At 59.9% G+C, this 26,131-nt stretch carries 22 protein-coding genes and 1 rRNA gene; 17 read left to right on the top strand and 6 right to left on the bottom strand.

Annotation, left to right across the window (positions count from 1 at the left end):
• Positions 1-2 precede the first annotated feature (2 nt).
• From rrf to BLL36_RS03065, 7 genes are all read left to right on the top strand, one after another.
• A 5S ribosomal RNA gene (gene rrf / locus BLL36_RS03095) occupies positions 3-118 on the top strand.
• 143 nt (positions 119-261) lie between these two features.
• Positions 262-3,711, top strand: a complete 3,450-nt coding sequence (gene recC / locus BLL36_RS03090; RefSeq protein WP_076949981.1) for an exodeoxyribonuclease V subunit gamma — start codon at positions 262-264, stop codon at positions 3,709-3,711.
• A complete protein-coding gene (gene recB / locus BLL36_RS03085; protein WP_076949980.1) occupies positions 3,708-7,382 on the top strand; it encodes an exodeoxyribonuclease V subunit beta in 3,675 nt (1,224 codons plus the stop codon). Before recC ends, recB begins: the two co-directional genes overlap by 4 nt.
• The gene (recD, locus tag BLL36_RS03080) at positions 7,379-9,487 is read left to right on the top strand and encodes an exodeoxyribonuclease V subunit alpha (protein WP_076949979.1); all 2,109 of its coding nucleotides are present in this window, start codon (positions 7,379-7,381) and stop codon (positions 9,485-9,487) included. The genes recB and recD overlap by 4 nt, the downstream gene beginning before the upstream one ends.
• Positions 9,488-9,499: 12 nt before the next feature.
• A complete protein-coding gene (locus BLL36_RS03075) occupies positions 9,500-10,075 on the top strand; it encodes a YfiR family protein (RefSeq protein WP_076949978.1) in 576 nt (191 codons plus the stop codon).
• Positions 10,072-11,334: a diguanylate cyclase domain-containing protein gene (locus BLL36_RS03070; protein WP_076949977.1), complete on the top strand. Its 1,263-nt coding sequence runs from the start codon at positions 10,072-10,074 to the stop codon at positions 11,332-11,334. Before BLL36_RS03075 ends, BLL36_RS03070 begins: the two co-directional genes overlap by 4 nt.
• A 4-nt stretch (positions 11,335-11,338) precedes the next feature.
• Entirely contained in the window at positions 11,339-11,830 is a 492-nt protein-coding gene (locus tag BLL36_RS03065; RefSeq protein WP_197678439.1) for an OmpA family protein, read from the top strand.
• Between the two features lie 160 nt (positions 11,831-11,990).
• On the opposite strand, the gene BLL36_RS03060 is transcribed toward BLL36_RS03065, so the two are convergent.
• Positions 11,991-12,281, bottom strand: a complete 291-nt coding sequence (locus BLL36_RS03060; RefSeq protein WP_076949976.1) for a DUF3077 domain-containing protein — start codon at positions 12,279-12,281, stop codon at positions 11,991-11,993.
• 538 nt (positions 12,282-12,819) lie between these two features.
• Between BLL36_RS03060 and hxsA2 the strand changes: the two genes are divergently transcribed.
• From hxsA2 to hxsC, 4 genes are read left to right on the top strand one after another with little or no spacing between them, the layout of a single operon-like run.
• Positions 12,820-13,104 (top strand): His-Xaa-Ser repeat protein HxsA2, encoded by a 285-nt coding sequence (hxsA2, locus tag BLL36_RS31570; protein ID WP_076949975.1) that lies wholly within the window; start codon positions 12,820-12,822, stop codon positions 13,102-13,104.
• Positions 13,104-13,406 carry a His-Xaa-Ser system protein HxsD gene (gene hxsD / locus BLL36_RS03050; RefSeq protein WP_076949974.1) on the top strand — a complete coding sequence of 101 codons (303 nt, stop codon included), beginning with the start codon at positions 13,104-13,106 and terminating at the stop codon, positions 13,404-13,406. The genes hxsA2 and hxsD overlap by 1 nt, the downstream gene beginning before the upstream one ends.
• Positions 13,399-14,856: a His-Xaa-Ser system radical SAM maturase HxsB gene (gene hxsB / locus BLL36_RS03045; RefSeq protein WP_076949973.1), complete on the top strand. Its 1,458-nt coding sequence runs from the start codon at positions 13,399-13,401 to the stop codon at positions 14,854-14,856. The genes hxsD and hxsB overlap by 8 nt, the downstream gene beginning before the upstream one ends.
• Positions 14,850-16,013 (top strand): His-Xaa-Ser system radical SAM maturase HxsC, encoded by a 1,164-nt coding sequence (hxsC, locus tag BLL36_RS03040; protein ID WP_076949972.1) that lies wholly within the window; start codon positions 14,850-14,852, stop codon positions 16,011-16,013. Before hxsB ends, hxsC begins: the two co-directional genes overlap by 7 nt.
• Positions 16,014-16,292: 279 nt before the next feature.
• Here the strand turns inward: hxsC and BLL36_RS03035 are convergent, their stop codons facing one another.
• The gene (locus BLL36_RS03035) at positions 16,293-17,252 is read right to left on the bottom strand and encodes a LysR family transcriptional regulator (RefSeq protein WP_076949971.1); all 960 of its coding nucleotides are present in this window, start codon (positions 17,250-17,252) and stop codon (positions 16,293-16,295) included.
• A 120-nt stretch (positions 17,253-17,372) separates the two neighbouring features.
• Between BLL36_RS03035 and BLL36_RS03030 the strand changes: the two genes are divergently transcribed.
• Both BLL36_RS03030 and mmsB read left to right on the top strand, forming a co-directional pair.
• Positions 17,373-18,890, top strand: coding sequence for a CoA-acylating methylmalonate-semialdehyde dehydrogenase (locus BLL36_RS03030; RefSeq protein ID WP_076949970.1), 1,518 nt, complete (start codon positions 17,373-17,375; stop codon positions 18,888-18,890).
• A gap of 14 nt (positions 18,891-18,904) precedes the next feature.
• The gene (mmsB, locus tag BLL36_RS03025; protein ID WP_076949969.1) at positions 18,905-19,792 is read left to right on the top strand and encodes a 3-hydroxyisobutyrate dehydrogenase; all 888 of its coding nucleotides are present in this window, start codon (positions 18,905-18,907) and stop codon (positions 19,790-19,792) included.
• A gap of 48 nt (positions 19,793-19,840) precedes the next feature.
• On the opposite strand, the gene BLL36_RS03020 is transcribed toward mmsB, so the two are convergent.
• Positions 19,841-20,551, bottom strand: coding sequence for an SIR2 family NAD-dependent protein deacylase (locus BLL36_RS03020; protein ID WP_076949968.1), 711 nt, complete (start codon positions 20,549-20,551; stop codon positions 19,841-19,843).
• A 152-nt stretch (positions 20,552-20,703) separates the two neighbouring features.
• Between BLL36_RS03020 and BLL36_RS03015 the strand changes: the two genes are divergently transcribed.
• A complete protein-coding gene (locus BLL36_RS03015) occupies positions 20,704-21,240 on the top strand; it encodes a hypothetical protein (RefSeq protein WP_076949967.1) in 537 nt (178 codons plus the stop codon).
• 39 nt (positions 21,241-21,279) lie between these two features.
• Positions 21,280-21,453, top strand: coding sequence for a hypothetical protein (locus BLL36_RS30950; protein ID WP_165448101.1), 174 nt, complete (start codon positions 21,280-21,282; stop codon positions 21,451-21,453).
• 57 nt (positions 21,454-21,510) lie between these two features.
• On the opposite strand, the gene BLL36_RS03010 is transcribed toward BLL36_RS30950, so the two are convergent.
• From BLL36_RS03010 to BLL36_RS03000, 3 genes are all read right to left on the bottom strand, one after another.
• Positions 21,511-21,855: a cupin domain-containing protein gene (locus tag BLL36_RS03010; protein ID WP_010206533.1), complete on the bottom strand. Its 345-nt coding sequence runs from the start codon at positions 21,853-21,855 to the stop codon at positions 21,511-21,513.
• Positions 21,856-21,996: 141 nt separating this feature from the next.
• Entirely contained in the window at positions 21,997-23,400 is a 1,404-nt protein-coding gene (locus BLL36_RS03005) for an amino acid permease (protein WP_076949966.1), read from the bottom strand.
• Between the two features lie 166 nt (positions 23,401-23,566).
• Positions 23,567-24,463, bottom strand: a complete 897-nt coding sequence (locus BLL36_RS03000) for a LysR family transcriptional regulator (protein WP_076949965.1) — start codon at positions 24,461-24,463, stop codon at positions 23,567-23,569.
• Positions 24,464-24,652: 189 nt separating this feature from the next.
• On the opposite strand from BLL36_RS03000, the gene BLL36_RS02995 reads away from it, so the two are divergent.
• Together BLL36_RS02995 and BLL36_RS02990 are read left to right on the top strand one after the other, a co-directional pair.
• Positions 24,653-25,417, top strand: coding sequence for a sulfite exporter TauE/SafE family protein (locus BLL36_RS02995; protein WP_076949964.1), 765 nt, complete (start codon positions 24,653-24,655; stop codon positions 25,415-25,417).
• A 115-nt stretch (positions 25,418-25,532) separates the two neighbouring features.
• Positions 25,533-26,123 carry an NAD(P)H-dependent oxidoreductase gene (locus BLL36_RS02990; protein ID WP_076949963.1) on the top strand — a complete coding sequence of 197 codons (591 nt, stop codon included), beginning with the start codon at positions 25,533-25,535 and terminating at the stop codon, positions 26,121-26,123.
• Positions 26,124-26,131 lie beyond the last annotated feature (8 nt).

Genomic DNA, 26,131 nt, shown 5'->3' with positions numbered 1-26,131 from the left:
TTCTTGACGACCATAGAGCATTGGAACCACCTGATCCCATCCCGAACTCAGTAGTGAAACGATGCATCGCCGATGGTAGTGTGGGGTTTCCCCATGTGAGAGTAGGTCATCGTCAAGATTAAATTCCGAAACCCCATTTGCGAAAGCAGATGGGGTTTTGTTTTGGGCGCTCGAAAAGACATCTAACATCCCAGTTCCGCCAATAACGGCCCACAGTGCTAAAGTCGCACCCTCGATTTTGCTTTTCCCAAGGAAGCCGTTATGCCGGACGCGACGTCCCTCAGTGCTGGATTCATGGTGGTTCATGGCAACCGCCTGGACGAACTGCGCAGCCTGGTGGTCAGCTGGATGCGTCGCTATCCCCTGGCGCCCCTGGAAAACGAAATCGCCCTGGTACAAAGCAACGGTATCGCCCAATGGCTCAAGTTGGCGTTGGCTGAAGATCCGGAAGATGACGACATGGGCGGCTGCGGCATCGCTGCAGCAATCGACGTGCAACTCCCCGGCAGCTTCATGTGGCAGCTCTACCGCATGGTCTTGGGCCGTGACGAAATCCCGCCAAAATCCCTGCTCGACAAAGCTCCTCTGACCTGGCGCCTGATGCGCCTGCTCCCGGAACTCATCGATCAACCACACTTCGAACCCCTGCAGCGCTTCCTCACCCACGACACAGACCTGCGCAAACGCTACCAACTCGCTGAGCGCCTGGCTGATTTGTTCGACCAATACCAAGTCTACCGCGCCGACTGGCTGGAAGACTGGGCGGCCGGGCGCCACCAACTGCGCAACGGCCGAGGCGAGTCCAAACCGCTCAACCCCGCCAACTGCTGGCAAGCCGAACTGTGGCGCGCGTTGCTGCTGGACGTCGGTGAAACAGGCATGGCCCAAAGCCGCGCCGGCGTTCACCAACGTTTCATCGAACGGATCAATACGCTTGAGGAAGCCCCCGCGAGGCTTCCATCCCGAGTCATCGTTTTCGGTATTTCCTCGTTGCCGGCCCAGGCGCTTGAAGCCCTTGCCGGTCTTGCACGCTTCAGTCAAGTCCTGCTCTGCGTGCACAACCCGTGTCGCCACCATTGGTCCGACATCGTTGCCGACAAAGATCTGCTGCGTAACGAATACAAACGCCAGGCGCGTAAAGCCGGCATGCCGGTCACCATAGACCCGCAAACCCTGCACCAGCACGCGCACCCGTTGCTGGCTGCCTGGGGCAAGCAAGGCCGTGACTACATCAGCCTGCTGGATAGCTATGACGACCCGAATAGCTACCGTGCAGCCTTCCGCGATGGACGTATCGACCTGTTCAGCGACAGCGAACCCACCACACTGCTCAACCAGCTTCAGGACGATATCCTCGAACTGCGCCCGCTCAATGAAACCCGTAAGCGATGGCCTGCCGTCGACCTGGAAAATGACAACTCCATCCGCTTCCACATTGCCCACAGCGCACAGCGCGAAGTGGAAATCCTCCATGACCAACTGCTCCAACGCTTCAGCGCCGACCCCACGCTACGGCCCCGGGACATCATCGTCATGGTCCCCGATGTCGACAGCTACGCACCGCACATCCGCGCCGTCTTCGGTCAGCTTGAGCGCAATGACTCACGCTTCATCCCGTTCACCCTTACCGACCAAGGCCAACGCGGCCGCGATCCCCTGCTGATCGCCGTCGAGCATCTGCTGAAACTGCCGGACAGCCGCTTTCCCGTCAGCGAAATACTCGACCTGCTCGACGTTCCGGCCCTGCGCGAACGCTTCGCTATCAAGGAGCGTGACCTGCCCACGTTGCACCGATGGATCGAGGGTGCGGGCATCCGCTGGGGCCTCAACGCCGAGCAGCGCGCCGGCCTCGGCCTGCCAGCGGAACTGGAGCAAAACAGCTGGCGTTTCGGCCTGCGCCGGATGTTGCTTGGCTACGCCGTAGGCACCGGTACTGCCTATGACGGCATCGAACCCTACGACGAAATCGGCGGCCTTGACGCGGCCCTGATCGGCCCGTTGGTGGCCTTGCTCGACGCACTGAATGACGCGCATCACGCGCTGTCGCAACCCGCACCGCCAACGGAGTGGGGCGAACGCCTGCAACGCCTGATGCAGCTCTTTTTCCTGCCGAGCAGCGAGCACGACGACTACCTGCTGGGCCAACTCGAGCAATTGCGCGAAACCTGGCTGGAAACCTGCGAGTCCGTAGGCCTACAGGACGAATTACCCCTCACCGTAGTCCGTGAAGCCTGGCTGGCGGGTCTGGACCAAGGCCGCCTGTCCCAACGCTTTCTTGCCGGTGCGGTCAATTTCTGCACCTTGATGCCCATGCGTGCAATCCCGTTCAAGCTCGTTTGTCTGCTCGGCATGAACGACGGTGATTACCCGCGCGCCCAACCACCGCTGGACTTCGACCTGATGGGCAGTGACTACCGTCCCGGCGACCGTTCGCGCCGTGAAGACGACCGTTACCTGCTGCTCGAAGCGCTGCTGTCAGCCCGCGACCAGCTCTACGTCAGTTGGGTGGGCCGTAGCATCCGCGACAACAGCGACCGCCCGGCTTCGGTATTGATCGGCCAACTGCGCGACCATCTCGCCAGTGGCTGGCATCACGCAAACAACGACAAACCCCTTATCGACGCCATGACCCAAGAGCACCCGTTGCAGCCGTTCAGCGCCCGCTACTTCCATGAAGGCGATGCGCTATTCAGTTACGCCCGCGAATGGCAATTGCTCCACGAAGCATCCGACGCCGTCCCGACAGAACACGACCTGACCCCGCACGAACAGGAAGAGCCACTGAGTCTCGGCCAGTTACAGGACTTCCTGCGCAACCCGGTCAAACATTTCTTCAGCCAGCGCCTGAAAGTATTCTTCGAAGCCGCCGAAGTGCCGCTGGCCGACGAAGAACCTTTCGTTCTCGACGCACTGCAGCGCTACAACCTGAGTGACAGCCTGCTGAACGCTGCACTCACCCAGCCCGATCAACTCGACCACGCCCTCAATGCCCAGGCATTGCGTCTGCAAGGCAGTGGCCTGTTGCCGATGGTTGGTTTCGGTGAATGCCTGCGCAACGAACTGATTGAGCCATTGCCCGATCTGCTGCACCGCTATCAACAATTACTCGCCCTTTGGCCCACCCCGCACACCGCTGCCGAACCGGTCAGTTTTGAGCATCAGGGTATTCAGTTGGAGGGCTGGATCAGCGGTCTGCATCGGCGCAGTGATGGCGGCCTGCTAAGCGTCACCACCATTCCCAACAGCATTGGCTCGATCAAGACCCGCAAGTGGCATCGACTGATTCGCCCTTGGGTCAGTCACGTGGTGGCCTGCGCCTGCGGCCTGCCGTTGAGTACCGGCCTGGTGGCCAGCGACGACACCTTGTTGCTGCCCCCTCTGGAGAAAGCCGATGCGCAGGAAATCCTCGGCCATCTGCTGCTCGCCTGGCACACCGGCATGAGTAAGCCGCTGCCTGTGGCCGTCAAAACCGCTTTTGCCTGGCTCGGCCAAACCGATCCCGTCAAAGCCGAAGCAGCAGCCTGTAAGGCCTACGAAGGCGATGGCTTGACCACCGATGGCGAACGTCGCGAAACTCCGGCGCTCACCCGGCAATTTCCCGACTACGCCGCGCTGGTCGCGAGTGAAGAATTCGAAGGCTGGTGCGAAACCCTGTACCGCCCACTGATCAACGCCGCTTGGCGATCCCTCACCAGCGAGGCATGCGCATGATCGGCAGACCCTTGGCCCTGGCCTTCCCGCTCAAAGGCAGCCAACTGATCGAAGCCAGCGCCGGCACGGGCAAGACGTTCACCATCTCTGCGCTTTACCTGCGCCTGGTGCTCGGCCATGGTGGTGACCCATCAGGCTTTGGCCGCGAGCTGTTGCCGCCGCAAATCCTGGTAGTGACGTTCACCGACGCCGCCACCAAGGAATTGCGCGAACGCATCCGCATCCGCCTGGCTGAAGCCGCACGCTTTTTCCGCGCAGAAATCGAGCAACCCGACGCCCTGATCGCTGACCTGCGCGACGACTACCCAGCCGAACAATGGCCCGCCTGCGCCAACCGCCTGGACATCGCCGCGCAATGGATGGACGAAGCCGCCGTCTCGACCATCCACAGTTGGTGCCAGCGCATGCTGCGTGAACACGCCTTCGATAGCGGCAGCCTGTTCACCCAGACCCTGGAAACCGACCACAGCGACCTCCTTGGCGAAGTGCTGCGCGATTACTGGCGGCTGTTCTGCTACCCGATGCACGACGACGCGCTTAACTGGGTGCGCAACAACTGGGGTGGCCCGGCCGCCTTGATGCCGCGCGTACGCGCGCTATTCGGCAGCGAACGGCCCACCAATGAAACCCGCGAGCCGGCTGAGCTGATCATGGCTTGCCTGCAAGAACGTCGCGAAGCGCTCACAACTCTCAAGGCGCCCTGGCTGCAATGGGCCGCCGAGCTACGCGACCTCTGCCTGCAAGCGGTCGCCGCCAAGACCGTCGACGGTCGCAAGATGCAAGCGCGATACTTTGAACCCTGGTTCGAAAAGATCAGCGCCTGGGCCGCTGACGAATCCCTGGAACAACTGGACATCGGCACCGGCTTCATTCGCCTGACGCCCGACGGCATGGCCGAAGCCTGGAAGCGCGAGCCGCCGCGGCATCCCGGTATCGACGCCATGGCCGGCCTCAAGCAGGCCCTTGATGCGCTGCCAACGCCCGATGCCGCCGTGCTGCAACACGCCGCCGGCTGGGTGGGCAAACGCTTCGAAGAAGAAAAACGCCGACGCGCCGAAATGGGCTTCGACGACATGCTCATTCGTCTCAATGCCGCGCTGCAAGCCGATGGCGGCGAACGCCTGGCCAGTGTGATTCGCGAGCAATTCCCGGTGGCCTTGATCGACGAGTTCCAGGACACCGACCCGGTGCAATACAGCATCTTCGACAATATCTACCGCATCGAAGAAAACCACCCCGACAGTGGCCTGTTCCTGATCGGCGACCCCAAGCAGGCGATCTACGCCTTCCGTGGCGCCGACATCTACACCTACCTGCGCGCCCGCCAATCCACGACCGGCCGCCACCACACGCTGGGCACCAACTTCCGTTCCAGCCATGCGATGGTCGAGGCGGTGAACCATGTGTTCCAGCGCGCGGAGCAGGGCCGTGGCGCGTTCCTGTTCCGCCAACCGGATGGCGAAAACCCAGTGCCGTTTCACTCGGTGTTGTCCCAAGGCCGCAAGGAACACTTGCAGGTCAATGGCCAGACGCTGCCGGCGCTGAACCTCTGGCACTTGTCCACCGATCAGCCTGTTTCCAACCTGATTTATCGTCAGCAATTGGCGGCCGCGTGTGCCACGCACATCGTTGAATTACTCAACGGCGGACAGCAAGGCACTGCCGGTTTCCTGCAGCCGGACGCGAGCTTCAATGGCGTGCTTCCATCAGATATCGCCATCCTCGTTCGCGACGGCAAGGAAGCCCAGGCCGTGCGCGCCGAATTGGCCGCACGCGGCGTGCGCAGTGTTTACCTGTCCGACAAAGATTCGGTCTTTGCGGCCCAGGAAGCTCACGACCTGCTGGCCTGGCTCAAGGCGTGCGCCGAACCGGATGTCGAACGCCCGCTGCGCGCCGCCCTGGCCTGCGTCACGCTGAACCTGTCACTGCCGGAACTGGAGCGTCTGAACCAGGACGAACTCGCGTGGGAAAGCCGCGTCATGCAGTTCCGTGGTTACCGCGCGATCTGGCGCACCCAAGGCGTGCTGCCGATGCTGCGTCGTCTGCTGCACGACTTCAAACTGCCGCAAACCCTGATCGCGCGCAGCGACGGCGAACGGGTGTTGACCAACCTGCTGCACCTCAGTGAACTGCTGCAGCAGGCGGCCTCCGAGCTGGACGGCGAACAGGCGCTGATCCGTCATCTGGCCGAGCATCTGGCGCTGTCCGGCCAGGCCGGGGAGGAGCAAATCCTGCGCCTGGAAAGCGACGAGCAACTGGTCAAGGTGGTGACTATCCACAAATCCAAAGGCTTGGAATACAACCTGGTCTTCCTGCCGTTCATCTGCTCAGCCAAACCGGTTGATGGCAGTCGCTTGCCCCTTCATTACCACGACGAACACGGCAAATCCCAAGTCAGCCTGCGCCCAACGCCTGAGTTGATCGCCCAGGCCGACGACGAGCGCCTCGCCGAAGACCTGCGCCTGTTCTATGTGGCGCTGACCCGCGCCAAACATGCCTGCTGGCTCGGCATCGCCGACCTCAAGCGCGGCAACAGCAGCAGTTCGGTGCTGCACCTCTCGGCGCTGGGCTATTTGCTTGGCGCGGGTGCACCGTTGGGGGAATCCGCAGGCCTGGCGCGCTGGTTGCTGGACCTGCAGGAAGGTTGCGCCGCCATCGACTATGGCCAGGTGCCCGAGGCGCGAGACATCCTCTTTCACCCGCCGCGCAACGAAGCCACGCTGCGAGCGCCCTTGCTGCCCAAGCGCAAGGCCGCCGAAAACTGGTGGATTGCTTCCTACAGTGCCTTGCGCATCGGCGACAACATGAGCGCGGCCAGCCCCGAAGCGCCGGAAAGCCCACAAGCCCAGAAGCTGTTCGATGACGAGCGCCTCGACCCTGATGCGCCCCGTGAAGTGGCGGCGTCCGGCGGTGATATTCACCGTTTCCCACGTGGGCCCAACCCCGGGACCTTTCTCCACGGCTTGCTGGAATGGGCGGGTGAAGAGCGCTTCAACGTCACCCCCGAGGCTATCGAAAAAGCCATGGGCGCCCGCTGCAACCGCCGTAACTGGGAAGGCTGGATCATCACCCTCAGCGGTTGGCTCGGCCACCTGCTGCAAACGCCATTGCCTGTGGATAACGGCCACGTGGCCCTCAGCGGTTTGCAGCAGTACCAGATCGAAATGGAGTTCTGGTTCGCCAGCCATAAGGTCGACGTGCTGGCCCTCGACAAGCTGGTGTGCCAATACACCCACAACGGTGTGTCCCGTGTCGCGGCTGAAGCAGTGCTGCTCAACGGTATGTTCAAAGGCTTTATCGATTTGACCTTCGAACATGACGGCCGCTATTACGTGGCCGATTACAAATCCAACTGGCTTGGCCCCGACGATTCGGCCTACACACACGACGCCATGGAACAGTCGATCCTTGAGCATCGGTACGACTTGCAATACGTGCTTTACCTGCTGGCCCTGCACCGCCAACTCAAGGCGCGACTGCCCGACTATGACTACGAGCGCCATGTCGGCGGCGCGCTGTACCTGTTCCTGCGCGGCACCCAGTCCACCAGCCAGGGGGCGTATTTCACCCGGCCGCCACGGGAATTGATCGAAGGCCTGGACCTGCTGTTCCAGGGCAAGCCCATACCGCCCAAGGTTGAGCCCGCCTGGGAACAAGGAGTGTTGTTATGAGCCTGTCGCCGTTACCGCTCGAGGAACTGGCGCCCCTGAGCCTCGCCGCCGACCTGGTGCAACTGCTGGAACGCTGGGTCGATCGCGGATGGTTGCGCGCCCTGGACAAAGCCTTCGTCGGCTTCCTGCATGAGCTTGATCCACAGTCCGATCCTTTGGTGCTACTGGCAGCGGCGCTGACCAGTCACCAATTGGGTCATGGCCACGTCTGCCTCGACGTGTTCGAAACCCTCAAGGCGCCGGATTTCGCCCTGTCTCTGCCGCCAGAAGGTGACCTGCAAACCGGGGCCATGCTGTTGCCCTCGCAGTTGCTGGATGGGCTCGATGGCGCCCATTGGTGCCATGCGCTGGCCTCAAGCCGCCTGGTCGCGCTGGCCGTGGACGGCAGTGAGTCCGCCCAAAGCCGCCCGTTGGTGCTGTCCGGCAAGCGCCTGTACCTGCGCCGCTACTGGACCTACGAGCGACGCATCGACACCGCCTTGCGCCTGCGTCTGGCCACCCGGGAAACAGTCGCCGCCGATTTGCCGCAGCGCCTGAACAGTTTGTTCGACCAACCGCCGCCCGACGGCGTGATCGACTGGCAAAAGCTCGCCTGCGCCCTGGCCACTCGTGGTGCGTTCAGTATCGTCACGGGCGGCCCCGGCACTGGCAAGACCACCACGGTGGTGCGTTTGCTCGCGCTGTTACAGGCGCCGGCGGTGGAGACCGGCAATCCGTTGCGCATCCGTCTGGCGGCGCCCACCGGTAAAGCTGCCGCACGGCTCACCGAGTCCATCAGCCAGCAAGTGCTGTCGCTGCAAGTGCCGGGCAGCGTCAAGGAAAAAATCCCGACCCAGGTCACCACCGTCCACCGCCTGCTGGGCAGCCGTCCTGGCACGCGGCACTTCCGCCATCACGTCGGCAACCCGCTGCCCCTGGATGTGCTGGTGGTGGACGAAGCGTCGATGATCGACCTGGAAATGATGGCCAACCTGCTCGACGCCTTGCCGCCCCATGCACGCCTGGTGCTGCTGGGGGACAAGGACCAACTCGCGTCGGTCGAGGCGGGCGCCGTGCTCGGCGATTTGTGCCGCGACGCCGAAGCGGGTTGGTACAGCCCACAAACCCGCCAATGGCTGCAAGCCGTCAGCGGCGAAGACCTCAGTGGCAGCGGCTTGCACGAAGACCTCGACGCCAGCCACCCTTTGGCCCAGCAGGTGGTGATGCTGCGTTACTCGCGCCGTTTCGGCGAGGGCAGTGGCATCGGCCAACTGGCGCGTTGGGTCAACCAGCAAAACGCCGAAGAGGCGCGCAGGCTGCTGGCCGCTGGCAGCCACAACGACTTGTTCTGCCTCAGCCTCAAGGGCGAGCACGATCATGCCCTGGAGCGTCTGGTCCTGGACGGGCACGGCAGCAACGGCGCCCAAGGTTATCGTTATTACCTCAACCTGTTGCAAAGTGCGCGGCCCGGGCCCGACACCCCGCGCGAAGACCCCGCCTGGACCCACTGGGCGCAGCAACTGCTGCAAGCCTTCGATGCGTTCCAACTGCTGTGCGCGGTGCGCAAGGGCCCTTGGGGCGTGGAAGGCCTGAACCTGCGTATCACCGCCGCCTTGCGCAAGGTGCGGCTGATCGAAGGCGACGAGCACTGGTACGAAGGCCGCCCTGTATTGATGACCCGCAACGATTACGGCCTGGGCTTGATGAATGGCGATATCGGCATTGCCCTCAAACTGCCCGAAAGCGACGGCGGCCCCCAGGTGCTGCGCGTGGCTTTCCCACGTAACGATGGCCAGGGCGGCGTAAGATTTGTGCTGCCCAGCCGTCTGAATGATGTGGAAACCGTGTACGCCATGACTGTGCACAAATCCCAGGGCTCGGAATTTACCCACACGGCGTTGATCCTGCCGGATGCGCTGAATCCGGTGCTCACCAAGGAGTTGATCTACACCGGCATCACCCGGGCCAAGCGCTGGTTCAGCCTGATCGAGCCCCGTGGCGGCGTGTTTGAAGAGGCGGTGCGGCGCAAGGTCAAGCGCTTGAGTGGCTTGATGCTGGAGTTGGAGCAGCCGTCAGAAGTGTCCGACGCTGTGCTATCGTTGCGGCATCCACTCGAACACACCTGAGAGAATCGCGGCATGAACCTGGCTGTCTCGCCCACAGAGCGCAGTTTGAGCTGGAGACGCATGCTGCCGATGGCGATCCTGTGGGTGCTTGCGCCGCACGCTTTCGCCCAGGCGCCGGATCCCGTGGGCCTTGCAGACCACCGCGCCCAGGCGGTGACCCAAGTGGTGCTGGGTATCCTCAGTTACGCCCGGTGGCCGGTGGAGCCCGCGCAACTGCGCCTGTGCATTGTCGGCCCGACCCAATACACCGATGACCTGATCAAAGGTACCACCCAGGCCACCGGTCGTCCGGTGGTGGTGCAGCGCTTGCTGGCCGATCGTTCCGATATCGTCGAGGCCTGTGATGCGGTGTACATCGGCAAACTCACCGTGGATGAGCGCAGCCGACTGTTCAACTCATTGGCCGGCCACCCGGTGCTCAGCATCAGCGAGGGCGGCGACCAGTGCACCGTGGGCAGCCTGTTCTGCCTGCGGGTGGGCGATGAGCAAGTGTCCTTCGAGGTCAACCTCGATTCGGTCGCCCGCAGCGGCGTGCGCATTCATCCCAGCGTGCTGCAGCTGTCGCGTCGCCGAGCGCCTGCGTCATGACGGCAGTTAAGGTGCGACCGACCCTGCGTTCGGTCATTGGCCGAGGGCACTTGATCCTGGCACTGGTGGCGGTGACCCTGGCAAGCATCTCACTGACCCTGCTTGGCGTGCTCGCGCTGCGCGTCTATGCCGAACACAACCTGCACCTGATCGTGCGCTCCATCAGCTACACCGTGGAAGCCGCAGTGGTGTTCAACGACAGTGCAGCGGCCACCGAAGCCCTGAGCCTGATCGCCTCCACCGAAGAGGTGGCCCAGGCCGAAGTCTTCGATGCCAATGGCAAGTTGTTGGCGCAGTGGATACGCCCGGATACCGGCCTACTCTCGCGGGTGGAATTGGAGCTCGCCCATGCGCTGCTTGATCAACCGATCAGTCAGCCAATCCTGCACCAGGGACAGACCATCGGCAGCATTCATCTCACCGGTCACGGCGGTAGCCTGCTGCGCTTCCTGTTGAGCGGGCTGGCCGGGATCCTCATTTGCACCGCCCTCAGCGCGTGGGTCGCCCTGCACTTTGCGCGACGCTTGTTGCGCGGTATTACCGGGCCGCTGCAAAGCCTCGCCGCCGTCGCCCATGCGGCGCGCAGCCAGCGCGACTTCGAGCGCCGCGTGCCGCCAGCGCGCATCGCCGAACTCGACAGCCTGGGCAGCGACTTCAACGCCTTGCTGGGCGAGATGCAAGCCTGGCAAAACCACCTGCAAAGCGAAAACGAATCCTTGGCCCACAAAGCCAACCACGACAGCCTCACCGGCCTGCCCAATCGCGCGTTCTTCGAGAGCCGATTGATCCGTGCCCTGCGCATCGCCGCCAGAGCCAAGGAACAAGTGGCGGTGCTTTACCTCGACAGCGACCGTTTCAAAGAGATCAATGACAGCTTTGGCCATGCCGCCGGCGATGCCGTCCTCGTGGCCATCGCCGAGCGTGTACGTGCGCAGTTGCGTGACGATGATCTGGTGGCGCGCCTGGGCGGCGATGAGTTCGCCATCCTGCTGGCGCCGTTGCACAAGGTCGAAGATGCCGAGCGCATTGCCGACAAGATCATCGCCAGCATGGACTCGCCGATCGCCGTGCCCGGCAACACTCAGGTATTGACCTCACTCAGTATCGGTATCGCGGTCTACCCCGATCATGGCGCCACCCCCGGCACCTTGCTCAATGCCGCCGACACGGCGATGTACCAGGCCAAGCGCCTGGCCTCGGGCGGCCAGCAAACGGCGGAATCGGAGCATTGCGCCGTCAACGTTCCACACAGGAGTTGATCCCTTGTTTTTGACTGCGCGTTTCATGTTCATCACCTTGCTGGTGGCGTTGCTCGCCCTTGGCGGCTGCCAGACAGCGCCCCCCAAGGGCCTGACCCCGGCACAGGTGGCGGTGCTCAAACAGCAAGGCTTTGAACTGACCGAAGAGGGCTGGGCCTTTGGCCTGTCGGGCAAAGTGCTGTTTGGCAGCGACGTAGAAGCCCTCAACCCCGCCAGCACCGAGATCGTCCAGCGCATCGGCAAGGCCTTGCTGGGCGTGGGTATCGAACGCGTGCGTATCGACGGCCACACCGACGCATCGGGCAAAGAAACCTACAACCAGCAACTGTCCCTGCGCCGCGCCAAAAGCGTGGCCACGGTGCTGACCGGTGTGGGCATGAAAGAAGAAAACGTCCAACTGCGCGGCTTGGGCAGCAGCCACCCGGTGGCGTCCAATGACACTGTCGATGGGCGAACCGAGAATCGCCGGGTGTCGATTGTGGTCATAGCGGAGTAGGCGAACTCACCCAGCCTCAATCTGCAATGCAATCAAACTGTGGGAGCGGGCTTGCTCGCGAAGACGTCGGCACAGCTAACATTGATGTTGACTGACCCACCGCTTTCGCGAGCAAGCCCGCTCCCACATTGGTTTGTGGTGTACTTGAACCGGTGTTCGCTTAACGGCTCGGTGTCATCGCCTGCGTCAAGTCATCCACCACAGCCTTACCCATCTCACACAGATAATGCGCAGCCCACGCGTACTGCTCGCCGCGCACATCCATGGCGGCTTCCATCGCGAGTTTTTTGGAATAGAACAGCAGGGTAGAGGCGTGTTCCAGCGCTTCGTGAAGTGGCATACCGGCGTTGACGCGGAACAGCGGTTTTTCGTTTTCGCCGTAGTCGCCGAAGGTGACGACGCCGAGGGTGGTGAGGGAGGAAAGCGGTGGATCGGGAATGATTTTGCTCATGATGATTGCTCTCTGCTGAAGTAGAGCCGCCACATCACATCGCTAAACATGAAGAGGGTGGCAGCTGTGTGCAGGTTAGCGATCCGGGCCAGAGCGCATCCCGGGTAGACTCGAAAGTCTCCCGCACACAGCCGCCATAAAACGCTAAAAGCTGACAAACGCCAGCTGATGCTGTTGGAAGCAGTGTCACGCTTGAGCCCGGATCGCTAAACCCGATCGCTGATGTGCAGCGACCCAGGGAGGCTAGTGATCCAAACGGTACAGCGCAATAGGCCGGAGATTCTCTAGGAAACGTCCTGCAAATTAAAGCGAATCGTCGTTGATGGCCCTTTAATCCGCAAACCGCATCTCCCGCGTCTCCCCATCAACAACCCCCGATTCTGCTCCGTTAGCCTGCGGTAAGAGGTCAGAAATCAGAAGGGTGTCGATTGTCGGATGTGGGTGAGTAAAAGGCCATTAGTCGATACTACATTGACATCATTGGCGGGAGTCACTGACACTGAGCCGAATAACCATCACATCGATAAGGACATTTGCAATGAAAAAGCGCTCCTTTCTGGTTCCCTTGGCCACTTTGGCTGCAGCCGTTGCTACAGAACAAGCTTCCGCTCTAACTACTTATGAGGTTGTCGAGCCCAGCTCTGAAGCCAAGAACACATTTCAAGCTGAAGCCCGAAGCGAGAATCTTTCGGTCCGTGGTGGCAACGATTTGTTTGCCTTTGTTCTCAAACGCGGGGACCAGGGGCAGATGATGGCTTATCACAGCTCCCATAGCTCCCACTCTTCGCATAGTTCCCACAGCTCCCACTATTCGGGTCGATAATGGATTTCTCTCATAAGCTCCTTTTTGATGAGCGGCTTTATGACGCGCAGGTTTTGCAGAAAGCTGCATATCGATCGATCAATGCCCTGACGGTTGATATCACCTCCGATGGGGGACAGATTGTCTGCGCTTTGTCATCGAATATCGGTGTGGACGAGCAGTCCTTTCTGTCTGCGGTCCAAGAGTTCAAGAAGGATGCGCTCGATTATCAGCTTCGCCACCGACTGGCAGTTGAGACGCAACCGATCAAGAACCTGATACTCGGACTGGCCTTTTCAAAAACCGGGCTGATTAGTGAGTAAATTCCAAAAGCTGGAGTTCTACGCGCAACAACGTCCCTACGAGTTGCTGCCCTTTAAGTTCGACCGTCTGAATGACGACGAGTACGTCATTACCAACATGGCAGGCGAATTTCATGTCATACCGGTGCCGATGCTTGAACCGATCATTAGCAAGATGCTTCCGCTCACATCAGAGCTGATCCCTACGCTGCGATCCAAGCAGTTCATTCGCTTCACCAATGAGCAAGCGCCACTTCAGCTTCTGGCTCTCAAAATTCGTACGCGATTGTCCAGGCTGCCCGAGTTCACTAATCTGCATATCTTTGTAGTGACTCTTCGGTGTGACCATAGCTGCCCGTATTGTCAGGTTTCAAGGCAGTCGGAAAGCAAAGACGAATTCGACATGACCACAGAGATGGCAGACAAGTCATTGGATTTTGTCTTTATGTCTCCCAATCCCGCCATCAAAATTGAATTTCAGGGTGGAGAGCCGCTGCTGAACTTCGAGATGGTGAGGTACGTTGTTCTTGAGGCCAAAAAACGTAACGTCAAGGAAGGACGTGACCTACAGTTCGTCATTGCGACCACGCTTTCGCTACTGACCGATGACGTGCTCGACTTCTGTAAGCAGCACAACATCGTTCTTTCATCTTCGCTCGACGGGCCAATGGATCTGCATAATGCAAATCGCCCACGCCCGGGCAGAGATAGTCATCAGCGTTTCGAGGAAGGCTTGAAGAAAGCCCGTGCAGCCCTCGGCTATGACCAAGTATCAGCCCTGATGACAACCACAGATGAGAGCCTGCCACGAGCACGCGACATCATTGATGAATACTTGCGCCTGGGCTTTGATGGCATCTTCCTCCGCACGCTCTCCCCTTACGGCTTTGCGATCAAGACCAAAAAATTCATGTCGTATGACACGGAACGCTGGCTGGAATTTTACAAGGAGGGCCTTGAGTACATCATTGAGCTAAACAAGTCCGGCATACGATTTGTAGAGCAATATTCTTCGCTCGTGCTGACAAAAATGCTGACATCAGGGGACCCAGGGTTCGTTGATTTGATGAACCCTGCCGGTGCTGGTATCGCAGCCATCGTTTTCAACTACGACGGATCGGTCTACGCCTCAGATGAAAGCCGTATGCTTGCCGAAATGGGAGATCATACGTTTCGACTGGGCAGCATTCTTGAACACTCATATGAGGAGATCATCCTCTCTGATCAGCTTCTGGATGCACTGGAAAACTCTTTCACCTTAAGCGCTCCAATGTGCTCTGACTGTGCATTTGAACCTTACTGTGGAGCGGAGCCTGTCTACCATCACGCCATTCACAAAGACGTTGTAGCAAGAAAACCTGAGTCCTCTTTCTGCAAGCGAAATATGGCGATTTTCAAGCATCTCATTGAGCTGATGCGACATGATGAGCAAACAAAACGGATTTTTATGGGGTGGGCCAACCGATGCTGAAACTCGGCGGAAAGATTATCCGCATCCATGCGGTTAATGTTCATAGGAATCTTACTCTGCTCAAAGTGTCGACCAGCCGGAATTTGCCAGAAGTCTTGCGACGGGAAATAGCCTACTTGGCTTCCGATCAGGAGATCCCCCGAGGATTCGCGCACTACCTTCTGCTTGAGAAACATCGACAGTTGGTTGAGCTACTGCCTTCCGACTCTGATTACTCGCTCCTACCGAATGACTACAGCTACATCGGTGATGGTGACATTATCCGGCTTTCAGCTGATCGTCAGAGCATTAGCGTACTGTTCCGAGCATCGTCGCCGCACAACAGCATCTTGGTCACCGAGCAATGCAATCATTACTGTCTTATGTGTTCACAACCGCCTAAGGCAGCTGATGACTCGTGGATACTTGACGAAATCGAGAGCCTGATTCCGCTTATACCAAAAGATACCCGCGAGCTGGGGTTTACTGGGGGCGAGCCGACGACCAATCGGGAGCGCTTCCTTAAGATCATCAGCCTGACAAAAAGCTATCTGCCGAGAACCGCAATCCATATTCTCTCGAACGGGCGCAGCTTCAAAGACCCAGCGTTCGCTGAAAAGTATGCGCGGATTGAATTGCCCGACGCGATGATCGGAATCCCTGTCTATTCAGACGATCCGACGCTGCATGACTACATCGTCCAGGCCCAAGGCGCGTTCGATGAAACCATTCAGGGTATCCTCAATCTGAAGCGCTTGGGTCAGAAGGTTGAGATCAGAGTTGTCATTCACAAACTATCGGTGCAGCGCTTGCCTGAACTGTGTGAGTTCATCGCACGCAATCTGCTGTTTGTTGACCATGTGGCGCTGATGGGCCTTGAGATGATGGGCTTCACCAGGGCCAATCTTGATGAGCTGTGGATCGACCCGGTCGAGTACAAAGACACGCTCAGCAAATCGGTTGGCATTCTGGCCAAATACGGTATGAATATCTCGGTCTATAACCATCAGCTGTGCTTGGTGAATCCGGACATTCAGCCCTACTACCGGAAGTCAATCAGCGACTGGAAGAATGAGTACGCGCATGAGTGCCAGAGCTGCACAAAACAGCGGGAGTGCGGGGGCTTTTTTGCATCGGGTGTTAAATTCGGCTACAGCAAGCATCTAATCCCATTCTGACTTTGGCTTCAAATCTGCAGGCCACAATGTCCTTGATGCAAGCAGCAGGCTTACGCTTAGTATTTGCGTAGGCGGTTTTTGGGCGCTCCATACAACGATTCCAGCTGAGGAATGCTTGAGTACAAGTTGTTAGATCTACTTGGAACAGAAGAAATCACGGCAGGCGCAGTTAAAGTATTCCGGCAAATCCTCCTTGGATTGGCTGGTCGGAACATTTGGTTTGGCAACTCTCCAGACATCGAGCCAAGCGGGAGATCGGAGACCTGAGCCCGCGCTGGCTTATCCAGAAACCTGACTGGCAAACCGCATCTCCCGCGTCTCCCCCATCAACAACCCCTGATTCTGCTCCGTCACCTCCCTGATGTAATCCCACAACAACGTGATCCGCTTCAACTTGCGCAAATCCTCCCGGCAATACATCCAGAACTGGCGCGTAATCGCAATCTGATCCCCCAGCACCGGCAGCAACCGCGGATCCTGCGCCGCCAGAAAGCACGGCAATATCGCCATCGACCGCCCCTGCTGCGCCGCCACGTACTGCGCAATCACGCTGGTACTTCGCAAACTCGCGCTGGCGCCGGGCACTACATTTGCCAGGTAAAGCAACTCCGAACTGAACGCCAGATCATCCACATAGCTGATAAACGGATGCTCGGCCAAATCCGCCGGTTTGCGGATAGGCGGGTGTTGGTCGAGGTAGTCCTGGGTCGCGTACAACTGCAGCTTGTAGTCGCACAGTTTGCAGCACACATAAGGCCCATGTTCCGGGCGTTCGAGGGCGATGACGATGTCGGCTTCGCGCTTGGACAGGCTGATGAAGTGCGGCAGGGGCAGGATGTCCACCGAAATCGCCGGGTAGGTATCGACGAAGTGGCTCAACTGCGGCGTCACGAAGAAGCTGCCGAAACCTTCGGTGCAGCCCATGCGCACATGGCCGGACAGCGCCACGCCGGAGCCGGACACTTGTTCGCAGGCCATGTGCAGGGTGCTTTCGATGGATTCGGCGTAGCCGAGCAAACGTTGGCCTTCGGTGGTGAGGACAAAACCGTTGGTCCGGGATTTTTCGAACAGCAGCGTACCGAGCGACACTTCCAGTGAACTGATGCGCCGCGACACCGTGGTGTAGTCCACCGCCAGGCGCTTGGCGGCGACGCTGGCCTTGCGCGTGCGGGCCACTTCGAGGAAAAACTTGAGGTCATCCCAGTTCAGGGAGCCCAGCGACGTGATGTTTTTTTGCATATTGGTCCGGCTTTTATGTGCGTTCTTATTAGAGATTTGCACATCTATACTCCAAAAACGCCTCATTCCCAAGGCGATTCACGCGCCTTGTCTCTGCATAACTACAAGATTGGAGACCACATGAACGCATCTGCCGATATTTCCGTGCAACAGGTCAAGTTGCTGATCAACGGCGAATGGGTCGAGTCCAAGACCACCGAGTGGCAGGACATCGTCAACCCGGCCACCCAGCAAGTGCTGGCCAAAGTCCCGTTCGCCACTGCCGATGAAGTCAACGCCGCCATCGACGCCGCCCATCGCGCCTTCCAGACCTGGAAGCTGACGCCCATCGGCGCGCGCATGCGCATCATGCTCAAGCTGCAAGCCTTGATCCGCGAACATTCCAAGCGCATTGCCGTGGTGCTCAGCAACGAGCAGGGCAAGACCATTGCCGATGCCGAGGGCGATATTTTCCGCGGGCTGGAAGTAGTGGAACACGCGTGTTCCATCGGCACCCTGCAAATGGGCGAGTTCGCCGAGAACGTCGCCGGTGGTGTCGACACCTACACCTTGCGCCAGCCGATCGGCGTGTGTGCCGGTATTACCCCGTTCAACTTCCCGGCGATGATTCCGCTGTGGATGTTCCCGATGGCGATCGCCTGCGGTAACACCTTCGTCCTCAAGCCCTCCGAGCAGGACCCGCTGTCGACCCTGCTGCTGGTGGAGCTGGCGCTGGAAGCCGGAGTGCCGGCCGGCGTGCTCAACGTGGTGCACGGCGGCAAGGACGTGGTGGATGCGCTCTGTACCCATAAAGACATCAAGGCCGTGTCCTTCGTCGGTTCGACCGCCGTGGGCACGCATGTGTATGACCTGGCCGGCAAGCACGGCAAGCGCGTGCAATCGATGATGGGCGCCAAGAACCACGCCGTGGTGCTGCCGGATGCCAACCGCGAACACACCCTCAATGCCCTGGTCGGCGCCGGTTTCGGTGCGGCGGGCCAGCGTTGCATGGCCACCTCGGTGGTGGTGCTGGTGGGCGCGTCGAAACAATGGCTGCCGGACCTCAAGGCGCTGGCGCAGAAACTCAAGGTCAACGCCGGCAGCGAAGCCGGTACCGACGTGGGGCCGGTGATCTCCAAGCGTGCCAAGGCACGCATTCTGGAGCTGATCGAAAGTGGCGTGAAAGAAGGCGCCAAGCTGGAACTGGACGGCCGTGATATCAAGGTTGCGGGTTACGAGCAGGGCAACTTCGTCGGCCCGACGCTGTTCTCGGGCGTGACCACCGACATGCGTATCTACACCGAAGAGATCTTCGGCCCGGTGCTGGTGGTACTGGAAGTCGACACCCTCGACCAGGCCATCGCCCTGGTCAACGCCAACCCGTTCGGCAACGGCACTGGCCTGTTCACCCAGAGCGGCGCGGCGGCGCGCAAGTTCCAGAGCGAGATCGACGTGGGCCAGGTCGGCATCAACATCCCTATCCCGGTGCCGGTACCGTTCTTCAGCTTCACCGGTTCGCGCGGTTCCAAGCTCGGCGACCTGGGCCCATACGGCAAGCAGGTGGTGCAGTTCTACACCCAGACCAAAACCGTCACCAGCCGCTGGTTCGATGACGACACGGTCAACGATGGCGTCAACACCACCATCAACCTGCGCTGATTCTGGAGACGATCATGAAGATTGCATTTATCGGCCTGGGCAACATGGGCGCGCCCATGGCCCGCAACCTGATCAAGGCGGGCCACGCGCTGAACCTGTTTGACCTGAACCAAACGGTGCTCAAGGAACTCGCCGCGCTGGGTGGAAGCATCAGCGACTCACCGCGAGATGCGGCCAGCGGTGCTGAACTGGTGATCACCATGCTGCCGGCTGCTGCCCATGTGCGCAGCGTGTGGCTGAATGAAGACGGCGTGCTCGCCGGCATCGGCCAAGGCGTGCCGGCGGTGGATTGCAGCACCATCGACCCGCAGACCGCGCGCGACGTCGCGGCGGCCGCCGCCAAGCAAGGCGTGGTGATGGCCGACGCACCCGTCTCCGGCGGTACCGGCGGCGCGCAGGCTGGCACGCTGACCTTCATGGTCGGCGCCACCCCGGCACTGTTCGCCACCCTGCAACCGGTGCTGGCGCAGATGGGCCGCAACATCGTGCACTGCGGCGAGGTAGGCACCGGGCAAATCGCCAAGATCTGCAACAACCTGCTGCTGGGCATCAGCATGATCGGCGTCAGCGAAGCCATGGCCTTGGGCGATGCGCTGGGCATCGACACCCAGGTCCTGGCGGGGATCATCAACAGCTCCACCGGGCGCTGCTGGAGCTCCGATACCTACAACCCATGGCCGGGCGTCATCGAAACCGCGCCGTCATCGCGCGGCTACACCGGCGGATTCGGTGCCGACCTGATGCTCAAGGACCTGGGCCTGGCCACCGAGGCGGCGCGTCAGGCAAAACAGCCGGTGATCCTCGGCGCGGTGGCCCATCAGTTGTATCAATCGATGAGTCATCGCGGAGAGGGGGGCAAGGACTTCTCGGCGATCATCAACAGTTACCGCAAGCCTGAATAGGGCGTTTCCGGGGGCCTATCATGCGTGGGGCTCCCGGGTTTTTGCGGCTCAGCGCGCCTTCTGGCCTTTCAGCCAGCATCCCACCACGTAAGGCACCAGGCTTGAGGCTTTTCCTCGCATGAATTCATAGCCATAGGGTTTGCGCGGCATGGCCAGTCCGATCAGAACCTTTTCAGCCGCATAACTGGCTTTGGTCACCAAGCCTGCGGCCGGTTGAGTGGTCAGTGATGTTCCCACAACCAGAACTTTCTTCGCGTTTTTGAAATGCTGTTGCGCCTCCCCGATATTCGGTACGTTTTCCCCATACCAGACGACGTGGGGACGTAATTGGCTGCCCTTTTCGCAGACGTCGCCCAGCAAGATCGGTTGGTCGCCTATCTTGTAAACCAGTTGCTCATCGACAGAGCTTTGCGCCATCTTGATTTGACCATGAAGATGCAAGACGCACGTAGATCCTGCACGCTCATGCAGATCGTCGACATTCTGGGTGATCACCACGACATCAAACCGAGACTCTAACTGCGCGATGGCAGAGTGCGCGGCGTTGGGCTGTGCGGTAGAGGCCTTTTGTCTCAACTCGTTATAAAACGCCAGGACCTGCGCAGGATGCTTATGCCATGCCTGGGGGGTAGCTACGTCTTCGATGCGATGGTCCATCCACAGCCCGGTTTCGTCGTTGAACGTGTCCAGGCCACTTTCGACACTGATGCCGGAACCGCTGAAGACAACGATCTTTTGCCTTTCAAGGTCAGCCGTCATGGGAGGGCTCCATTGCGCGTGGCGAATCCGCCTGAAAAATCTTGAATTCATCGTTGGCCCAAGGCTACACCCGATCTTGCTACCGTTTGCGCCCTTTCGCTGCAAACGCGGCGTTCTGATCTTTCCACAGCACGCATAAGACTTTGATCGTTATGGCACGTCGATACTCGCGTTCGCTCAAATACCTGGTCTTTCAGTCCCAATCGAAAAAGTCGGCGCTGGCGTCATTTGTCGATCAGTGGGCTGAATTGGGCCATCAGTGGCTCGATGCGTCAAAAGTCCGTTTTGATGTGATTGATGGCCGTGCGCTAGAAGCGTTTCACCTTTGGGGAGGTGACGCGCAATTTCCATGGGAGGATGTTCCTGCCTGGAAAACGCTGGATGCCAAAGGTTTTGATTTGTCGATTTGGCATGATGAACAACTATGCGGCCTTTGTTATGCGACGCCTCGCGACAGTAGGGTCACGATCAAGATCGTGCTCCTCGAAGGCTGCTCGGATGGTAAACATCCCTTGAAAGGCTTGATTGCTGCGCTTGCCCTGGGCGCCATCGACGCATACGCACGTGTGATCGGGTGCTCTCGCATCGAAATTCAAGAGCCACGGCTTGAAGCCGTACCCACTTATGAGCGACTTGGCTTCAGTTATGACGAACAGCGGCGCCTTGTGATTTCAGTGGAGGGCACCTAGTATGGGGCGCATGTACAAGGCTTACGGAGGCTTGGATTTATGAAAACAGCTGCCCGCAAGGCAAACGCGCAATGGGTCGAGATGTTTGCTGCCGAGGCTTATAAAAAGCTTGGTGACTCGACATCTGCCAACCAGAAAAGATTTTTCAGCGTGGCTATTAAGTATGGTAAGGACATGGAGCCAACAGGCCCCCTGGCTGGCCAGGTCCGCTGAGCAGCACGATAGAAAACCGCCGTTAGGGGCGGTTTTTTTGCGTTTGCAAACCCGGTTTTAAGCAAACACAAAATACTTACGCACCGTCTCCACCACTTCCCATGTCCCCTTCATTCCCGGTTCCACCACAAAGATATCCCCAGCCCGCAGGTGAATCGGCTCCAGGCCTTCCGGCGTGATGATGCAGTAGCCTTCCTGAAAGTGGCAGTACTCCCACTTCACGTAGTCCACGTACCACTTGCCTGGCGTGCAGATCCAGGTGCCCATGATCTTGCTGCCGTCTTCACTGGTGTAGGCGTTGAGGTTGACGGTGTGCGGGTCGCCTTCGAGTTTTTCCCATTTGCAGGCATCCAGGACCGGCAGTGGGTGGGTGTCGCGCAGTACGGTGATGGGCTTGGACATGATGGCTCCAGGGCAGTGAGTGGAAAGATCCACCCTACGGCCTTGGGCGTTGCGCCAGTGGTCTGAACTCGACACCGAGATGCCCAGAAGCGCAGGCCCCTGATGATCTTCGAATCACCACAAGCCCGGCTCCCACAGCTATTACGGTGCGCTTACCACCGCATTGCTGTTGCGGACTCGCAACCGGTAGGCAACGTAGATCACCCCCACCCAAACCGGCATTGCGTACACCGACATGTTAATCCCCGGAATCGCCAGCATTACGCTGATGATCACCGCCATGAACGCCAGGCACAGGTAGTTGCTGAACGGGAAGCAGAAGGTCTTGAATGATGGCGTCACGCCTTGTTCGCCCATGGCCTTGCGGAACTTGATGTGGGTGAGGCTGATCAGCGCCCAGTTGATCATCAGCGAAGCAACCGCCAGCGCGAAGAGCAACTCCAGCGCACTGTGCGGCGCCACGTAGTTGACCACCACGCACAACATTGTCACCAACGCCGAAACCGCCAGCGCCCGTAATGGCACGCCTTGCTTGTTCAGTTTCATCAGCGCTTTGGGCGCATCACCTTGCTCGGCCAGGCCGAACAGCATGCGGCTGTTGCAGTACACGCCGCTGTTGTACACCGACAGCGCCGCTGTCAGCACCACGAAGTTGAGGATGTGCGCGGCAGTGTCGTTGCCAATCAACGAGAAGATCTGCACAAACGGGCTGCCGCTGTAGGCGTCACCCGACGCACCGAGGGTTTGCAGCAGTTGATCCCACGGGTATAGCGACAGCAGCACGGCCAGGGCGCCGACGTAGAAAATCAGGATGCGGTACACCACCTGGTTGATCGCTTTCGGGATGACTTTGCGCGGTTCGCTGGCCTCGGCGGCGGTGATGCCCACCAGTTCCAGGCCGCCGAACGAGAACATGATGAACACCATGGACATCAACAGCCCCATGCCGCCATTCGGGAAGAACCCGCCGTGGCTCCACAGGTTGCTCACGCTTGCTTGCGGGCCGCCGGTGCCGCTGAACAGCAGGTAACAACCGAGCAGGATCATGCCGATGATCGCCGCCACCTTGATGATGGCGAACCAGAACTCGGCTTCACCGAAGACCTTCACGTTGAGGGTGTTAATAAGGTTCACCGCGACAAAGAACACCAGTGCGCTGACCCAGGTTGGAATTTCCGGCCACCAGAACTGGATGTACTTGCCCACCGCGGTCAGTTCGGCCATGCCCACCAGCACATAGAGCACCCAGTAGTTCCAACCCGACAGGAAGCCTGCGTAACCGCCCCAGTATTTGTGGGCGAAGTGGCTGAAGGAACCGGCCACCGGTTCCTCGACGATCATTTCGCCAAGCTGGCGCATGATCAGGAACGCGATAAAACCGGCGATCGCGTAGCCCAGGATCATCGAGGGTCCCGCCGACTTGAGTACCCCGGCCGAACCGAGGAACAACCCCGTGCCGATCGCCCCGCCCAAGGCGATCAGCTGAATATGCCGGTTCTTCAGGCCGCGCTTGAGGCCTGCCGGGTTAACCATGTGATCCGCCATTAACATACCCTTTTACGTGTTTTCTTGAGGGGGATGCATGCCGCATCGCCCTCTGAAGTGCTGAGGGGGCAGATATTACTCTGCGTAAACTTTTCGTAATACAGCTGAGCGTATCGGCCGGGCAGAAAAGCCAGCCCCCACAGGTTCAAGATTTTGCCGGCGATGATTACGGGATATTCCGCAAGGGTCGGGCCAGTGCTTTGAGCAAGGCGCTGGCGTAGGCAGGCAATTGTTCGAACGAGCGCGCAGCCAACAGCAGCGTGCGGCAGGCCCAGTCCTCATTGAGCGGCTGGGTTTTAAAGCGTCGCTCGGCCGGCCAGCGCTCGAGTGCGGCCTGGGGCACGATGCCCAGGCCAGCGCCGCCGGCGACCATACGCATCAGCCCATCAAAACCGTCGGCGCGGATGCGTGTCTGCAGGCGGAATCCGGCGTGCAACGCTTGTTCCTCCAGGTACACCGCTAACGCACTGTGGGCAGCCAGACCCACGTAGTCGTGTTGCAGGCTGTCAATAAAGCTCACGTGTTGCGTGGCAAGTGGATGATCCAGCGGCATGATCAGCACCAGCGGGTCATCGCGAAAGGACAGGGTCTGCAAGCCATGGGTGTCGACCGCGTCGGAAATAATCCCCAGGTCGACCGTGCCCTGGCGCAAGGCCTGGGTGATCCGCAGGCTAGGCAGTTCTTGCAGATCGATATCGAGGTTGGGGTGCTCGCGTAGAAAATCCGCGAGTAATTCCGGCAGATATTCGCTCAAGGCCGTGGTGTTGCACAGCAAGCGCACTTGGCCTTTGACGCCGTTGGCGTATTCGGCCAAGTCCTGTTGCAGATGCTCGGCCTGTTGCAGCAGCAGCCGGGCATGGCGGGCCAGGGCCTTGCCGGCGGCGGTTGGCGTGACGCCGCGGCGGCCGCGCTCGAGGCATTCGATGCCCAGCGCGGCTTCCATGGCGCGGATGCGCGCGCTGGCGGCGGCCAGGGAGAGATGACTGCGGGCCGCGCCGGCGGTGATGTTGCCGCTGTCGAGGGTGTGCAGGTAGAGGCGCAGGTCGATCAGGTCAAAGGGCATGGCTGAGGTTCTCGGGTGACCGGACTGGCCTCTTCGCAGGCAAGCCAGCTCCCACATGTCGATGGGCGGACACATCCGAGTGTGGGAGCTGGCTTGCCTGCGATGACCCTTCCAGCCTCATGCAAAACAAGAGTCTGCCTCAGTATATGGCGGATTTCACTCCCCACCCGCAAGCCCCACAATGGCCCCATGAATACCTTCCTTGGCTTCTACCAAACCATCGGCCCCGTCCTGACTTTGCTGGTAATCGGCACCTTCCTGCTGGCCGGTACCGTCAAGGGCGTGATCGGCCTGGGCCTGCCGACAGTCGCCATGGGGTTACTCGGCCTGGCTATGCTGCCGGCACAGGCAGCGGCATTGCTGATCATCCCGTCGACAGTCACCAACCTCTGGCAACTGGCGTTCGGCGGTCATCTGCGCGGGCTGGTCAAACGCCTGTGGCCCATGCTGCTGCTGATTTTTCTCGGCACCGGGCTGGGCACGCTGTGGCTGGGCATGGATGGCGCTGGCTGGGTGGTTCATGCATTGGGCGCAGCATTGCTGGTCTATGCGCTCAGCGGGTTGTTCCTGCCCTCGTTCAGGGTGACGCCCGAAGCCGAACGCTGGCTGGGCCCTGTGTGTGGCGTGATCACGGGCATCATTACCTCGGCGACCGGTGTGTTCGTGATCCCGGCCGTGCCCTATCTGCAAGCGTTGGGGCTGAACCGCGATCAGTTGGTGCAGGCGCTGGGGCTGTCGTTCAGCGTGTCCACCTTGGCACTCGCCGCCGGGTTGGCCTGGCGCGGCAACCTGGGCGCGGGTGAAATCAACGCGTCGCTGCTGGCGCTGGTGCCGGCGCTGCTGGGGATGTGGCTCGGCCAGGTGATACGCCAGCGCATCAGTGCGGCGTTATTCAAGCGGGTATTTTTCATCGGCATGGCGCTGCTGGGCGGTCATCTGCTGATCAACGGTTAACAATAGCCGAGCATTCGTGCATTCCGGTCAAAAGTATTTTGCCGTGCCATCGCTTATTCCGACGGGGCAATGTCGATAGTCTGCGTCCAGACATTTTCACTTCTGGATACCTCCCATGAAAAAAGTACTCCTGCTCAACGGCGGCAAACAGTTCGCCCACTCCGACGGTCGCTACAACAGCACCTTGCATGACGCCGCCTTGGCTGTGCTGGACCGTGGCGGCATCGACGTCAAAGTCACCCACATCGACGAAGGCTATGACGTCGCCGAAGAAGTCGCCAAATTCCTTTGGGCCGACGTGATCATCTACCAGATGCCCGGCTGGTGGATGGGCGCACCGTGGATCGTGAAGAAGTACATCGACGAAGTCTTCACCGAAGGCCACGGCAGCCTGTACGCCAGCGATGGCCGCACCCGTTCCGATGCCTCGCAGAAATACGGCAGCGGCGGTTTGGTGCAGGGCAAGCAATACCTGCTGTCACTGACCTGGAATGCGCCGCAGCAAGCCTTCGACGACCCGAACGACTTCTTTGAAGCCAAGGGTGTGGACGCGGTGTACTTCCCGTTCCACAAGGCCCACGAGTTCCTCGGCATGACCGCGTTGCCAACCTTCCTCTGCGTTGACGTGATGAAGCGCCCGGCGATCGAAGCTGACGTGGCACGCTACGAGCAGCATCTGGCGCAGGTGTTCAATCTCTCGGTGTAAGCTGCGCT

This window comes from Pseudomonas cedrina subsp. cedrina (genome assembly GCF_001983175.1).
In the GTDB taxonomy this organism is placed as follows: domain Bacteria; phylum Pseudomonadota; class Gammaproteobacteria; order Pseudomonadales; family Pseudomonadaceae; genus Aquipseudomonas; species Aquipseudomonas cedrina.
The sequence above is the reverse complement of the archived record's forward strand: the minus strand, read 5'-3'. Positions and strand labels throughout refer to the sequence as shown.

Bases quoted from the DNA above. Each gene is read 5' to 3' on its own strand.
- BLL36_RS30950 (WP_165448101.1), top strand. From the start codon at position 21,280: ATGAAAACAGCTGCCCGCAAGGCAAACGCGCAATGGGTCGAGATGTTT.
- hxsD (WP_076949974.1), top strand. From the start codon at position 13,104: ATGGATTTCTCTCATAAGCTCCTTTTTGATGAGCGGCTTTATGACGCG.
- hxsC (WP_076949972.1), top strand. From the start codon at position 14,850: ATGCTGAAACTCGGCGGAAAGATTATCCGCATCCATGCGGTTAATGTT.
- mmsB (WP_076949969.1), top strand. From the start codon at position 18,905: ATGAAGATTGCATTTATCGGCCTGGGCAACATGGGCGCGCCCATGGCC.
- BLL36_RS02995 (WP_076949964.1), top strand. From the start codon at position 24,653: ATGAATACCTTCCTTGGCTTCTACCAAACCATCGGCCCCGTCCTGACT.
- hxsA2 (WP_076949975.1), top strand. From the start codon at position 12,820: ATGAAAAAGCGCTCCTTTCTGGTTCCCTTGGCCACTTTGGCTGCAGCC.
- BLL36_RS03000 (WP_076949965.1), bottom strand. From the start codon at position 24,463: ATGCCCTTTGACCTGATCGACCTGCGCCTCTACCTGCACACCCTCGAC.
- BLL36_RS03035 (WP_076949971.1), bottom strand. From the start codon at position 17,252: ATGCAAAAAAACATCACGTCGCTGGGCTCCCTGAACTGGGATGACCTC.
- BLL36_RS03020 (WP_076949968.1), bottom strand. From the start codon at position 20,551: ATGACGGCTGACCTTGAAAGGCAAAAGATCGTTGTCTTCAGCGGTTCC.
- recC (WP_076949981.1), top strand. From the start codon at position 262: ATGCCGGACGCGACGTCCCTCAGTGCTGGATTCATGGTGGTTCATGGC.
- BLL36_RS03060 (WP_076949976.1), bottom strand. From the start codon at position 12,281: ATGAGCAAAATCATTCCCGATCCACCGCTTTCCTCCCTCACCACCCTC.
- BLL36_RS03010 (WP_010206533.1), bottom strand. From the start codon at position 21,855: ATGTCCAAGCCCATCACCGTACTGCGCGACACCCACCCACTGCCGGTC.
- BLL36_RS03005 (WP_076949966.1), bottom strand. From the start codon at position 23,400: ATGGCGGATCACATGGTTAACCCGGCAGGCCTCAAGCGCGGCCTGAAG.
- recB (WP_076949980.1), top strand. From the start codon at position 3,708: ATGATCGGCAGACCCTTGGCCCTGGCCTTCCCGCTCAAAGGCAGCCAA.
- BLL36_RS03075 (WP_076949978.1), top strand. From the start codon at position 9,500: ATGAACCTGGCTGTCTCGCCCACAGAGCGCAGTTTGAGCTGGAGACGC.
- BLL36_RS03070 (WP_076949977.1), top strand. From the start codon at position 10,072: ATGACGGCAGTTAAGGTGCGACCGACCCTGCGTTCGGTCATTGGCCGA.
- recD (WP_076949979.1), top strand. From the start codon at position 7,379: ATGAGCCTGTCGCCGTTACCGCTCGAGGAACTGGCGCCCCTGAGCCTC.
- BLL36_RS03030 (WP_076949970.1), top strand. From the start codon at position 17,373: ATGAACGCATCTGCCGATATTTCCGTGCAACAGGTCAAGTTGCTGATC.
- BLL36_RS03015 (WP_076949967.1), top strand. From the start codon at position 20,704: ATGGCACGTCGATACTCGCGTTCGCTCAAATACCTGGTCTTTCAGTCC.
- BLL36_RS02990 (WP_076949963.1), top strand. From the start codon at position 25,533: ATGAAAAAAGTACTCCTGCTCAACGGCGGCAAACAGTTCGCCCACTCC.